General features: G+C 52.0%; 9 protein-coding genes. 4 read left to right on the top strand and 5 right to left on the bottom strand.

Features of this window, described 5'->3' with window-relative positions; translation table 11 throughout:
• Positions 1–83 precede the first annotated feature (83 nt).
• Entirely contained in the window at positions 84–3,287 is a 3,204-nt protein-coding gene (locus tag FCL42_RS16935) for an amidohydrolase family protein (RefSeq protein WP_136864613.1), read from the top strand.
• 60 nt (positions 3,288–3,347) lie between these two features.
• Here the strand turns inward: FCL42_RS16935 and FCL42_RS16930 are convergent, their stop codons facing one another.
• A complete protein-coding gene (locus FCL42_RS16930) occupies positions 3,348–3,941 on the bottom strand; it encodes a DNA-3-methyladenine glycosylase I (protein WP_136864612.1) in 594 nt (197 codons plus the stop codon).
• A gap of 111 nt (positions 3,942–4,052) precedes the next feature.
• Between FCL42_RS16930 and glyQ the strand changes: the two genes are divergently transcribed.
• The 3 genes from glyQ to FCL42_RS16915 all read left to right on the top strand — a co-directional run bounded on the left by glyQ (position 4,053) and on the right by FCL42_RS16915 (position 8,359).
• Positions 4,053–4,964 (top strand): glycine--tRNA ligase subunit alpha, encoded by a 912-nt coding sequence (gene glyQ / locus FCL42_RS16925; protein WP_136864611.1) that lies wholly within the window; start codon positions 4,053–4,055, stop codon positions 4,962–4,964.
• 6 nt (positions 4,965–4,970) lie between these two features.
• Positions 4,971–7,043: a glycine--tRNA ligase subunit beta gene (gene glyS, locus FCL42_RS16920; RefSeq protein WP_136864610.1), complete on the top strand. Its 2,073-nt coding sequence runs from the start codon at positions 4,971–4,973 to the stop codon at positions 7,041–7,043.
• A gap of 278 nt (positions 7,044–7,321) precedes the next feature.
• Positions 7,322–8,359, top strand: coding sequence for a GMP reductase (locus FCL42_RS16915; protein WP_136864609.1), 1,038 nt, complete (start codon positions 7,322–7,324; stop codon positions 8,357–8,359).
• A gap of 102 nt (positions 8,360–8,461) precedes the next feature.
• On the opposite strand, the gene gyrB is transcribed toward FCL42_RS16915, so the two are convergent.
• The 4 genes from gyrB to dnaA are packed head-to-tail and all read right to left on the bottom strand — an operon-like array spanning position 8,462 to position 14,460.
• Positions 8,462–10,876: a DNA topoisomerase (ATP-hydrolyzing) subunit B gene (gene gyrB, locus FCL42_RS16910; protein ID WP_136864608.1), complete on the bottom strand. Its 2,415-nt coding sequence runs from the start codon at positions 10,874–10,876 to the stop codon at positions 8,462–8,464.
• A 14-nt stretch (positions 10,877–10,890) separates the two neighbouring features.
• Positions 10,891–11,958 carry a DNA replication/repair protein RecF gene (gene recF / locus FCL42_RS16905; protein WP_136864607.1) on the bottom strand — a complete coding sequence of 356 codons (1,068 nt, stop codon included), beginning with the start codon at positions 11,956–11,958 and terminating at the stop codon, positions 10,891–10,893.
• On the bottom strand, positions 11,958–13,058 hold the full coding sequence (gene dnaN / locus FCL42_RS16900; RefSeq protein ID WP_136864606.1) for a DNA polymerase III subunit beta: 1,101 nt from the start codon (positions 13,056–13,058) through the stop codon (positions 11,958–11,960). Before dnaN ends, recF begins: the two co-directional genes overlap by 1 nt.
• A 13-nt stretch (positions 13,059–13,071) precedes the next feature.
• A complete protein-coding gene (dnaA, locus tag FCL42_RS16895; RefSeq protein ID WP_136864605.1) occupies positions 13,072–14,460 on the bottom strand; it encodes a chromosomal replication initiator protein DnaA in 1,389 nt (462 codons plus the stop codon).
• Between the last annotated feature and the right edge of the window lie 3 nt (positions 14,461–14,463).

Below are 14,463 nucleotides of genomic sequence, written 5' to 3'. Positions count from 1 at the left end.
TCTTGATAAATCGGCCCGAGTTACGGCCGCTGATAATCGGTTTTTAGTATGCTGGCCTGATAACAACAACATCAGGGAAGACCATGAAACGATTCAGCCCTCTCTTTGCCTCTCTCTTGGCCATTGGCCTGAGCTCCACCATTCACACAGTCCATGCCGAAGAAGCCACAGCCCCAAAATGGGACGTAAACAATCCACAAGCGCCCCTAAACACCATCGACATCAAAGTCGATCAGGGTACGTGGATGAATGTGGACATCAGCCCGGATGGCAACACCATTGTGTTTGACCTTTTGGGAGACATCTACACCATGCCAGCCAGTGGCGGCAAAGCCACGCCATTGGTGAAAGGCATCGCTTGGCACATGCAGCCACGCTTTAGTCCTGATGGCAAACAGATCGCCTTTACCTCGGATCAGGACGGTGGCGACAACATCTGGGTAATGAACGCCGATGGCACCAATCAACGCCCTGTAACCAGCGAAACCTTCCGCCTGCTTAACAGCCCAGCGTGGTCTCCTGATGGTCAGTATCTGGTTGGCCGTAAACACTTTACCGCCCAGCGCAGTCTCGGTGCCGGTGAAGTGTGGATGTATCACGTTCAAGGGGGCAAAGGCGTGAAGCTGACCGCCCGCCCTAATGATCAGAAAGACTTAGGCGAACCGGCTTTCTCCCCTGATGGTCGCTACATCTACTTCTCTCAAGATGCCACCCCAGGAAAGACCTTCCACTACTCCAAAGATTCAGTGAAGGGCATCTACAAGATTAAACGTTATGATCGCCAAACCGGCGAGATTGACGTGCTCATCAGCGGCACCGGCGGTGCCATTCGGCCAACCCCGAGTCCCGATGGCAAAACCTTGGCTTACATCACCAAAGATGGCTATCAGTCGGTGTTGTACCTGTATGACCTAGAATCAGGCAGCAAGCGCATGGTGTACGACAACTTGGACCGAGACATGCAGGAAACCTGGGCCATTCACGGCGTCTACCCCAACATCAGTTGGACCGACGACAGTGACGCCATCGTGTTCTGGGCTGGCGGAAAGATAAACAAACTGGATGTGGACTCTGGCACCACCAAGGTGATTCCATTCGAGGTGGAAACCACCAAACAGATCCAGCCTGTCGTTCGCTTCGAGCAAACTCTTGATACCGATCAGTTTGATGTGAAGATGTTGCGTCAGGTGCAGGTATCGCCAAACGGCAAATACGTGATATTCGAAGCACTGGGCAAACTGTGGAAGCGAGATCTTCCCAACGGCAAACCAAAGCGGCTGACTAAACAGGATGACCATTTCGAACTCTACCCGCAGTTCTCCCGTGACGGACGCTATCTGGCCTACGTAAGCTGGGACGATCAAAAGCAAGGCAGTGTTAAAGTCCGTGACCTTAAGCGAGGCAAAACCACCACCTTAACCAGCAAACCGGGTAAGTACTTAGAACCCACCTTCTCTCCTGATGGTTCAACTGTAGTATTCCGTAAAGCCCGTGGTGGTTACCTGACCCCCGCCACCTGGAGTCAGAACAGCGGCATCTACAAGGTATCTCGTAAAGGCGGCACTCCTGAGCAGATTACCGATTGGGGACAAGCGCCTCACTTCGGCAAAGACGGCAGCCGTCTCTACCTATCGACTAGAAAGGACGGCAAACCGGCCTTTGCCAGTGTTAGCTTAGATGGTTTCGAGACGCGCATTCACTTCACCTCAGATCACGCCACCGAATTCCATGTTGCTCCCGATGGCAGCCAACTGGCCTTTGCTGAGCGTTTTAAGGTGTTCCTGACGCCACTGGCTCAACACGGTGAAACCGTGCACATTGGCCCCAATGGTGGCGGCCTGCCAATAAAACAGCTGTCACAACGGGCCGGTGAGAACATCAACTGGAACCAAGATAGCAACACCCTCTATTGGAGCCTCGGCCCAGAGCTGTATCAGGTGGATGTCAGCAACCTGTTCGAATTTGGCTTTGACGGTGAAACTGAGGTGGAGATGACCGACATCGGCTTCAGCAAGCCGATGTATGTTCCACGTGGAACAACCGCCTTTGTGGGTGGCCAAGTGGTGACCATGGAAGGTGAGCAGGTTATTGAAGATGGCGTGGTGATTGTCGAAAACGACACCATCGTTGCCGTTGGTCAGCGTGATGTCGTCGAGATACCTAGCTCAGCAGAGGTGATCGACATTACCGGTAAAACCCTAATGCCGGGCCTATTTGATGCCCACGCCCACGGTGGTCAAGGCAGCAATGAGATCATCCCAGAGCAGAACCGCATCAACTACTCTAGCCTGGCCTTTGGGGTTACCAGCATTCACGATCCCTCCAACGACACCACCGAAATCTTCGCAGCCAGTGAGATGCAGAAGCACGGCGACATCGTTGGTCCCCGTATTTTCTCCACCGGCACCATCCTCTATGGTGCCAATGGCCCGGGCTACACCGCCCACATCGATAGTCTGGATGACGCCAAGTTCCACATTGAGCGTTTAAAGAAGGTTGGCGCCTTCTCGGTTAAGAGCTATAACCAGCCTCGTCGAAATCAACGCCAGCAGGTGATCACCGCCGCTCGAGAGATGGAGATGATGGTGGTACCGGAAGGCGGCAGTTTGCTGCAGCATAACCTCAGCATGATTGCCGATGGCCACACCAGCATCGAGCACTCCATTCCTGTGGCGAACATCTACAACGACATTCGTCAGTTCTGGGGCCAGAGTGAAACCGGGTATACCCCAACACTTGTAGTGGCCTTTGGGGGCATCTGGGGTGAGAACTACTGGTACAACAAAACGGAAGTGTGGAAGCACGACCGTCTCAAGCAGTATGTGCCGAAAGAGACCCTAGACGCTCGCTCCATGCGCCGAGAAAAAGCGCCAGATAACCACTACAACCACTTTAACGTGGCCCGCATCGCCAACGAGCTGCAGGACGAAGGGGTTATCTCCAACATTGGTGCTCACGGCCAGCGTGAAGGCCTGGGGGCTCACTGGGAGATCTGGATGTATCAACAAGGGGGCATGACCAATCTCGAGGCGCTGAAAACCGCCACCATTAATCCAGCCAAGCATTACGGTATGGACAAGCAGATTGGTTCCATTAAGAAGGGCAAACTAGCGGATCTGATCGTCATCGATGGTAACCCACTGCAGGACATTCGGGTCACCGACCAAGTGAGCTACACCATGGTTGGCGGCCGCCTCTACAACGCAGAGACTATGAACGAGCTCAACGGTGAGCAGCGTCAACGGCAGCCATTCTTCTTCTACATGGGCCACGACCATCAACACTAAGGTTTACCCCTAAACAACAACGCCACCCCAAAGGGTGGCGTTTTTTATGCGCTACTGCTGTTACAGCAAGCCAGCTTCGGTAGCATCGTCCACACAGGGCTGATAACTGGGGCAACTCACCAGATGATCATTAACCATCCCCACCGCCTGCATAAAGGCATAACAGATGGTGGTTCCCACAAAAGAGAATCCCGCCTTTTTTAGTGCCTTACTCATGGCGTCGGACTCGGCGCTGCGAGTAGGATACTCATCCCCGACACTTAACCGATTGTTGATCACCTCACCGCCAACGAACGACCACAGGTATTCGGTGAAATCGATCCCCTGCTGCTCCAGCGCAATGTAAGCCTTAGCGTTTTTGATGATGGAATTCACCTTAAGCCGATTACGCACAATGCCCGCATCCTGCAACAGGGTTTCCACCCTAGCTTCATCAAACTCAGCGATCTTGTATGGGTCGAACTGCTCAAACACCTCATAGTAACGAGGTGTTTTACGCAAAATGATCAACCAAGACAAGCCCGCCTGCTGGCCATCGAGGCAGAGTTTGGCAAACAGTTCTCGACCATTGGTAACCGGTCTACCCCACTGATTATCGTGATAATCGACATATTGCGGATCATCTCCGCACCATTGGCAACGTTTTTTATCCATCTATAGAGTTTCGCCCCAAAATTAGCCTACAAGCCATAAGCGCCAAGGGGTATACTAACCAACATTTCGCACAAGTTTCACGCTATTTAGCCGTATCCAGGTAGATACCCAATGAATAAGTTTGACGTAAAGACCTTCCAGGGTCTGATCCTGCAACTACAGGACTTCTGGGCTCGTCAGGGTTGTACCATCGTACAGCCGCTGGACATCGAAGTGGGAGCCGGTACCTCTCACCCAATCACCTGCCTGCGCGCCATCGGTCCTGAGCCGTTCGCCAGCGCCTATGTACAGCCTTCTCGTCGTCCTACCGACGGTCGCTATGGTGAGAACCCAAACCGCCTTCAACACTTCTACCAGTTCCAGGTCATCATCAAGCCGTCTCCGGCTGAGATTCAGGAGCTGTATCTGGAGTCTCTGCGTGAACTGGGTATCGATACCGACATCCACGACATTCGCTTCGTAGAAGACAACTGGGAAAACCCAACACTGGGTGCCTGGGGTCTGGGTTGGGAAGTTTGGCTAAACGGCATGGAAGTGACTCAGTTCACCTACTTCCAGCAGGTTGGCGGCCTAGATTGCAAACCGGTTACCGGCGAGATCACCTACGGCCTAGAGCGTTTGGCCATGTACATTCAAGGCGTAGATAACGTCTATGACCTGATCTGGTCTGATGGCCCTCTGGGTAAGACCACCTACGGCGACGTGTTCCACCAAAACGAAGTGGAGCAATCCACCTACAACTTCGAACACGCCGACGTCGACTTCCTGTTCACCTTCTTTGACCAGTGTGAAAAAGAAGCCCGTGAACTGTTGGATCTGGAAAAACCACTGCCTCTGGCAGCGTACGAACGCATCCTGAAAGCGGGCCACGCTTTCAACTTGCTGGATGCTCGCAAGGCGATTTCGGTAACCGAACGCCAGCGCTACATCCTGCGTATTCGTACCCTGACTAAAGCCGTTGCCGAAGCGTACTATGCCTCCCGTGAGGCACTGGGCTTCCCTATGTGTCAAAAGGAGCAGTGATCCACCATGGCTAACCAAACTTTCCTAGTAGAGCTGGGCACCGAAGAGTTGCCACCAAAAGCGCTGCGTACTCTGGCAGAAGCGTTCCGCAACAACCTTGTTGATGCCCTGGCTAAAGCTGAATTGAACCACGGTGACGTAGAGTGGTTCGCCTCTCCACGCCGCATGGCCGTTAAGATTGCCGATATGGCAGCTGGCCAACAGGACAAAGTCGTTGAGAAACGTGGTCCCGCCATCAAGTCAGCTTTTGATGCTGACGGCAATCCAACCAAAGCCGCCATGGGCTGGGCTCGTGGTAATGGCATCAGCGTAGAACAAGCCGAGCGCCTGGTTACCGATAAAGGCGAATGGTTGCTGCACCGCGCTGAAGTCAAAGGCAAAGCGGCCAGTGAATTGCTAAGCGATCTGGTTGCTGATGCCCTATCTAAGCTGCCTATCCCGAAAGCGATGCGTTGGGGCGACAGCGATACTCAGTTTATTCGTCCGGTGCACACCCTAACCATGCTGTTAGGCGACACCCTGATCCCAGGTGAAATCCTTGGAGTTACCAGCGGAACCACCATTAAAGGTCACCGCTTTATGGGCGAACGTCAGCTTGAGATCACCTCAGCCGATCAATACCCAACCAAGCTGTTGGAACAGGGCAAAGTGGTTGCCGATTACGAAGTCCGTAAGGCCACCATCAAAGCCGACATCGAAGCCGCTGCAGCCGAAATCGGTGGCAATGCGGATCTGGATGAAGAACTGCTAGAAGAAGTGACCTCGCTGGTTGAATGGCCGGTGGTTCTGGTTGCCTCGTTTGAGCCTGAGTTCCTTAAGGTTCCTGCCGAAGCACTGGTTTACACCATGAAAGGCGATCAGAAGTACTTCCCTGTCTACGACGACAACGGTGCCCTGCTGCCGAAGTTCATCTTTGTTTCTAACATCGAATCCAAAGACCCAGCTCAGGTTATCGATGGCAACGAGAAAGTCGTTCGCCCTCGCCTAGCCGATGCGGAGTTCTTCTTCGAGACCGATAAGAAAGAAAAATTGATCGACCAACTGCCGAAACTGGAAAGCGTATTGTTCCAGAAGCAATTGGGCACCTTGAAAGACAAAACCGATCGCATCCAAGCGCTGGCCGAGTACATTGCTGGCCAGATTGGTGCCAACACCGACCACGCTTCTCGTGCCGGCCTACTGTGTAAATGTGACCTGATGACCTCCATGGTATTTGAGTTCACCGACACCCAAGGCATCATGGGCATGCACTACGCTCGTCACGATGGCGAAGCAGAAGAAGTGGCCGTAGCTCTGAACGAGCAGTACATGCCTCGTTACAGTGGTGATGACCTACCAGCATCAGGTGTGGCTCAAGCACTGGCGCTCGCAGATAAGATGGACACCCTAGTGGGCATCTTTGGTATCGGCCAAGCACCGAAAGGCGCCGCTGACCCATTTGCCCTACGTCGTGCCGCCATTGGTGCCCTGCGTATCATCGTAGAGAAAGACCTAGAGCTAGACCTAGTTGACGTTATCGCCAAGGCCCAGGAGCTGTTCGGCGACAAGCTAACCAACGACAAGGTTGCCGATGACGTTCTTGAGTTCATGCTGGCTCGTTTCCGCGCTTGGTATCAAGACGAAGGTTACCCAGTCGACGTGATTCAAGCAGTACTGGCACTGCGCCCAAGCCGTCCTGTGGACTTTGACCGCCGAGTGAAGGCGGTACAGAGCTTCCGTCAGTTGGACGCAGCACAGGCGCTGGCAGCGGCTAATAAGCGTGTAGGTAACATCCTAGCTAAGTCCGATGCTCCAGTATCCGATTCCATCGACAGCGCTCTGCTGCAGGAAGAGGCTGAAAAGGCCCTCGCCGCGGCCATTGCCGATGCCAATGCCAAAGTGGCACCACTGTTTGCCAACAGTGACTACACCCAAGCGCTGAGCATTTTGGCCCAACTGCGTGACACCATCGATGCCTTCTTCGATAACGTTATGGTGAATGCGGAAGACCCAGCACTGAAAGCCAACCGCCTGGCGATGCTACAGCAGCTTCGCGGTTTGTTCTTACAAGCTGCTGATATTTCTCTGTTGCAGCAGTAAGTTAGCCAAGACACCTTTAAAGCCGCTCCCTGTGAGCGGCTTTTTATTTGTCTGAAGAAACTTGGGTTCGAACGAATAAGTCCCATTTTGAGAACACTGTATTCGCACGAAACAGTTTGCCTTTCCAATTTTGCAGCATAGAATGCTGAAAACCGGTGCGTACGACCACTTTTACAGGGTCAGAGTATCGGTGCATCTAAGGTCACATAAATCCCCACAGCGTCGATTCTCTTCCCCCTCTCATTCGCAGTATTCGAGATATTAATCGGGAATTGAACATGCACATTGAAGCTGACATCAAACTGGGTTTTAAAGACGTCCTGTTTCGTCCTAAGCGTTCCACACTGAGCAGCCGCTCTGCCGTCGACATCAACCGTACCTTTATCTTTAAACACGCCAAAGGCGATTGGACTGGTGTGCCTATCATCGCTGCTAACATGGACACCGTTGGTACTTTTGAGATGGCCGAAGCCTTAGCCAAGCACGGTATGTTGACCGCTCTGCACAAGCACTACAGCGAACAGCAGTGGAACGACTGGCTGGCGGATAAGGGCGACGACTTCTTTCAGCGCATCATGGTCTCTACCGGTGTGTCGCAGAATGACTTCGAAAAGCTGGGCCGCATCCTAGGGGACAACCCAAAACTTCGATTCATCTGCATCGATGTGGCCAACGGTTATCAACAGAGCTTCGTCGACTTCGTTCGCAAAGTACGAGCTCAATATCCTGATCATGTCATCGTCGCCGGCAACGTGGTTACCGGCGAGATGGTGGAAGAACTGATCATCAGTGGTGCCGACATCGTTAAGGTGGGTATTGGTCCAGGCTCAGTATGCACTACCCGAGTAAAGACCGGCGTTGGCTACCCACAGCTTTCCGCAGTGATTGAGTGTGCCGATGCTGCCCATGGTCTCGGCGGCCAAATCATCAGTGATGGCGGTTGCTCCTGTGCCGGAGACGTTTCCAAGGCCTTTGGTGGCGGTACTGACTTTGTGATGATTGGTGGCATGTTTGCCGGCCACGACCAAAGTGGCGGCGAAGTGGTAGAGAAAGATGGTAAACAGTTCCGCGCCTTCTATGGCATGAGTTCAGCCACGGCGATGGATAAGTACGCTGGCGGGGTAGCCAACTACCGAGCGTCTGAAGGTAAAACTGTTATGGTTCCCTATCGTGGTGACGTAGAGTTTACCGTTCAAGATATCCTCGGCGGCGTGCGCTCTACTTGCACTTATGTGGGCGCATCAAAGCTCAAAGAGCTGTCCCGACGCACCACCTTTATCCGAGTCCAAGAACAGGAAAACCGCATCTTTAATTGAATTGGTATGAGTGTTCCACGTGGAACACTAATTAAAACATCGAACCAATAAAAAAGGGCTTCCATTAGGAAGCCCTTTTTCGTGCACTAACGACAGTGCAGATTAAACGTCTAGGTTGGCCAGCAGTGCGTTCTGCTCAATGAAGTCACGACGAGGTTCTACCTGGTCGCCCATCAAGGTAGTGAACAACTGGTCACAGGCGATGGCATCTTCAATGGTCACTCGAAGCATGCGTCGAGCTTCTGGATCCATGGTGGTTTCCCACAGCTGCTCAGGGTTCATCTCACCCAGACCTTTATAGCGCTGAATGTACAAGCCACGCTTGGACTCATTCATCAGCCAATTCAGGCCTTGCTCAAAGGTATCGATAGCCAGCTTACGCTCACCACGACGAACGTAACCGCCCTCTTCAATCAAGTCACCAACAGCCTTACCCAGTGCCACAATGGACTGGTAATCAGGAGACTGCAGGAAGTCGTAAGTCAGCAGATACTCATGATCGATACCGTGTTGACGCAGCACCAACTTAGGCAGATGAGCGTTACGCTCAGAATCAAAGCTCACTTCGCAGCGATAGTAAGAGCCATCAGACTCACCATCATTGATGGCGGCAACTAAGGCATCACCCCAAGCCTGAATGCTAGACTCAGATTTGATCGACTCTTCGGTCAGGCCTTCTACGTAGATAAGCGCTTTTAACAGGTCTACAGGGAAACGGCGGCTTTGACGCTCAATCACCGTTTCAACACTGCGGAACTGGTTTACCAGACCTTCCAACACGGTGTCGCTGATCCCTGGGGCGTCGGCATTCACGTGCAGAGAGGACTTCTCCAGTGCCAGTGTAGTCAGGTATTCAGTCAGCGCTTCATCGTCTTTGATGTAGCGCTCTTGCTTACCCTTCTTCACTTTGTACAGTGGTGGCTGAGCAATGTAGATGTATCCGCGCTCAATCAGTTCAGGCATCTGACGATAGAAGAAGGTCAACAGCAAGGTACGAATGTGGGAGCCGTCGACGTCCGCATCGGTCATGATGATGATGTTGTGGTAACGGGTCTTCTCTGGATCGTAATCATCACGGCCGATACCACAACCTAATGCGGTAATCAGCGTAGCCACTTCCTGAGACGACAACATCTTATCGAAGCGTGCCTTCTCTACGTTTAGAATCTTACCTTTCAACGGCAGGATGGCTTGTGTCTTACGGTTACGACCCTGCTTGGCACTACCGCCCGCTGAGTCACCCTCCACAATGTAAATTTCAGAAAGCGCTGGGTCTTTCTCTTGGCAATCTGCCAACTTACCCGGCAGACCAGCAAGATCCATCGCACCTTTACGGCGAGTCATCTCACGGGCTTTACGGGCCGCTTCACGAGCACGAGCGGCATCAACAATCTTGTTAACGACTTGCTTGGCGTCGTTTGGGTTCTCCATCAGATAATCGGTAAGTTTCTCACCCATGGCCTGCTCCACTGCAGACTTCACTTCGGAGGAAACCAACTTATCTTTAGTCTGAGACGAGAACTTAGGATCCGGTACTTTAACCGAAATAACCGCCGTCAAACCTTCACGGGCATCATCACCGGTGGCGTTGGTCTTGCTCTTCTTATTGAACCCCTCTTTCTCCATGTAGGTGTTCAGAGTACGGGTCAAAGCAGAACGGAAACCAGCCAGGTGAGTACCACCATCACGCTGAGGAATGTTGTTGGTAAAGCAGTAGATGTTCTCTTGGAAACCATCGTTCCACTGCATGGACACTTCTACTGCAATGCCATCTTCACGCTCTAGATCAAAGCTAAAAGCCGTTGGGTGGATTGGGGTCTTGTTCTGGTTTAGAAACTCTACGAACGCTTGAATACCACCTTCATAGCAGAAGTGATCATTCTTGCCATCACGCTCGTCAACCAACTTGATGGAAACACCTGAGTTCAGGAACGACAGCTCACGCAGACGTTTAGCCAAGATCTCGTAATGGAATTCAATGTTGGTAAAGGTACCTGGGCTTGGCCAGAAACGGATAGAGGTACCGGTCTTGTCGGTATCGCCAATCGCCGCAACCGGTGCCTTTGGCTCACCTAGGTGATATTCCTGATGGTGTACCTTACCTTGACGACGAATGGTCAGTTCAAGCTTGTCGGACAGAGCGTTAACTACGGAAACACCTACACCGTGCAGACCGCCGGATACTTTATAGGAGTTATCATCAAATTTACCACCGGCGTGCAGTACGGTCATGATCACTTCCGCTGCAGACACACCCTCTTCTGGGTGAATGTCTACCGGAATACCGCGACCATCATCCTGTACGGACACAGAGCCATCTAGGTGAATGGTAACGATGATGTCGTTACAGTGACCTGCCAACGCCTCATCGATGGAGTTATCCACCACCTCAAACACCATGTGGTGAAGGCCGGTGCCATCATCGGTATCACCAATATACATCCCTGGACGCTTACGCACGGCGTCCAGACCTTTTAGGACCTTAATACTTGAGGAACCGTAATTTTGTTCTGACATACGCTTGTCTCTGGTTAACTATCCGTGGTGTTGATTCGACCCTGTTCCACGTGGAACATCCGCTGCCACGAAATCATGGCTAACTGTTCGGGGTCGATGGCTGTCACAAATACCTGACTGCCCGTTTGCTCCAGTTGCTGCAGTAGCAAGGTTCGTTTTTCTGAATCCAATTCTGAAGCCAAATCATCAACTAAATAAATACATTGCTTACGATGCTGCTGACTCAAGAGAACCCCTTGAGCAATCTTGAGTGCGCAAACCAACAACTTAAGCTGGCCGCGAGAAAGTACATCCTGAACCGGGATATTGTTCACTCGAAGTCTAAGGTCTGCCTTATGGGGACCCGACACGGTGTAACCCAGTTGCTTATCTCGCTGTAGCTGTTGTTTAAGTATTTGTTCTATAGGTGTTTTAGAGTCCCACCCCTGACTAAAGGATACCCTGACCTGTGCGTTGGGTAAAAACTTCCCTATTATACCCTCCAACACGCCATTTAACGAGTTTACCCATGCACGACGGCGTTCGGTCAACTCATTGCTGTAATGGGCAAACTGCTGGTCCCAAATCGCAATCTGACGGTCGTCCGCTTGTGCTCGCAAAAGCTGATTACGTTGCTTCAGTAATCGACGACTGCGAGCCCAGATAAGGTGAAAATGGGGGTCGCTGTGAAACGCCCCCCAATCGATATATTCACGACGCGCCTTAGGCCCATCCAATAACAACGCAAAGCTCTCTGGCGTGATCAACTGCAGTGGCAGTAACTTTGCCAGCTCAGCCACCTTTTCAGGCTTATCACCATTTACCTTAATGGTGACGTCGCCTTGCCGAGTTCGCCGTAAGCCTACTTTATCTTGTTCACCAATACGGCAAAACAGGGTTAGCTGCTCCTGCTCGTATTGGATAACACGCTGCGCTTGATTACTGCGAAACGAGCGCCCTAACCCAAGAAACCAAATGGCTTCCAGCACACTGGTTTTACCGGAGCCGTTGGCACCATAAATAAGATTAAGGCCCCCGGCTGGGGTTAGTGCGGCGGCCTCAATGTTTCGAAATTGATTTATGGTTAACTGCGATATCGACATCAGAGTCGCATCGGCATCACGACGTACAGCGCCTCATCGTCTTCGACGTTTTCAAATAAGGCACTGCTGTTGGCGTCGCTCATTACCAATTTCACTTGATCACGCTTAAGGGCGTTGAGTACGTCCAGCACGTAGGAAACGTTAAAGCCGATCTCGAGGTCGCTATGGGGGAACTCCACATCCACCATCTCAACTGCCTCCTCCTGCTCTGGGTTATTGGCAGTGATCTTCAGCTCATTGTTGTCCAGGTTAAGGCGGACACCTCGGAACTTCTCATTAGACAAAATGGCTGCGCGCACGAAGGCTTGCTTCAACACCGCCCGATCGGCAATCAGAACTTTGTCGCCACCTTGAGGCAGTACTCGGCGATAGTCTGGGAAGCGACCATCCACCAGCTTCGAGGTCAAAATGGCGTCATCGGCAATGGCGCGAATATTACCGTTACCAATGCTCAGGGTGATGTCGCTGTCCTCTTCATCGAATAAGCGCACCAACTCCACAACCCCTTTGCGAGGCACGATCACCTGCTTTTGAGGCAACTCGGCATCGATATTACGATAAGCCACTGCCAAACGGTGACCATCGGTGGCCACCGTACGCAACAATTTATTGTCAGTCTCGAACAACATGCCGTTCAGGTAATAACGAACGTCTTGGTTGGCCATGGAGAACTGAGTCGCTTCAATCAGCTGTTTCAACTGACCCTGTTTTAGGGTGAACTCCATCTCATGCTGCCAATCCCCCATGTTTGGGTAATCGTCAGCAGGTAACGTGGTTAGGTTAAAGCGACTGCGACCACTGCGGATCATCAGTCGGTTTTCCTGCTGTTCAATCTGAATGTCCACCAGATCCGGTAGGCTACGACAGATGTCCAAGAACTTACGCGCAGGCACCGTGGTGCGGCCAGCAATGATTTCGCCTTCCAGCGTTGTCTGACCGATTAGTTCCACTTCCAGATCGGTTCCAGTCAACTTAAGTAAGTTATCGCTAACCTCCAAAAGCACGTTGGATAGGATCGGCAGGTTATGTCGTCTCTCCACCGCGCCTGAAACTAACTGTAAAGGCTTAAGTAAAGACTCACGGTTAATGGAAAATTTCATTGTTAGCTATCTCTTAAGAGGACAGGGTCCGAATCAAATTGGCGTAATCTTCTTTTATATCGTGACTCTCTTCACGAAGCTGCTCAATTTTTCGGCAAGCGTGCAACACCGTGGTGTGGTCGCGGCCGCCGAAGGCATCGCCAATTTCAGGCAGGCTGTGGTTGGTTAGCTCTTTAGCTAACGCCATCGCCACCTGACGCGGACGGGCAACGGAACGAGAACGGCGCTTCGACAAGATGTCGGCCACCTTAATCTTGTAGTACTCCGCTACCGTTTTCTGAATATTGTCTATGGTCACCAACTTCTCTTGCAGCGCCAGCAGGTCCCGCAGCGCTTCACGAACAAAATCGATGGTAATAGGACGACCAGTAAAGTTGGCGTTGGCGATGACGCGGTTCAACGCCCCTTCCAACTCACGAACGTTGGAACGCAGTCGCTTAGCAATAAAGAAGGCCACCTCATCAGGAAGATGAATGCTGCTCTCTTCCGCTTTGCGCATCAAGATCGCCACTCGAGTTTCCAACTCTGGTGGTTCGATGGCCACCGTCAGCCCCCAGCCAAAGCGAGACTTGAGGCGATCCTCTACCCCGTCGATCTCTTTCGGATAACGGTCGGAGGTCAAAATGATCTGATGATTGCCTTCCAGCAACGCGTTAAAGGTGTGGAAGAACTCCTCTTGGGAGCGATCTTTATTCGCAAAGAACTGAATGTCATCGATCAGCAAAGCGTCAACGCTGCGGTAGTAACGCTTAAATTCGGCAATGGCGTTATTTTGCAGCGCTCGCACCATATCCTGAACGAAACGCTCAGAATGCATGTAAACGATCTTGGCATTGGGATTGTTTTTGAGGATGCCGTTACCCACCGCATGCAGCAAGTGAGTCTTACCTAAACCGGTGCCCCCATAAAGGAACAATGGGTTGTAAGCGCCACCAGGGTTATCGGCAACCTGAGTCGCTGCCGCACGGGCCAATTGGTTAGACTTACCTTCAACGAAGTTATCAAACTGGTAGGTTCGATTCATATTACTGCGGCCGGCGGCATTAGGATTGACCGGGGCAGGCTCACTGCTTGGCATCGGTGCGGGAGCAGAAGCAGGAATCGGAGCGGGTTGACTGGCTGCACGAGGTTGTTGCGGCTGGCTAGGAACCGCTGGAGCTCGACTGCCAATATCAAATTTCAATATTGGCGCTTGATCGCCCAAAGTGGCTTGGAAGAAACGGTTTATCTGATCCAAATACTTATCGCGTACCCAATCCAATACAAAGCGGTTAGGTGCATATAAGGTTAATGTTTGATCGTCGAACTCTGCCTGCAGGGGTCGAATCCACATACTAAACTGCTGCGCGGGTAGCTCCTCTTGCAGGGACGCTACACATTGCTGCCAAACAGACAAAGTCACCGT

The organism is Ferrimonas aestuarii (assembly GCF_005116665.1).
Lineage (GTDB): Bacteria > Pseudomonadota > Gammaproteobacteria > Enterobacterales > Shewanellaceae > Ferrimonas > Ferrimonas aestuarii.
The sequence above is the reverse complement of the archived record's forward strand: the minus strand, read 5'-3'. Positions and strand labels throughout refer to the sequence as shown.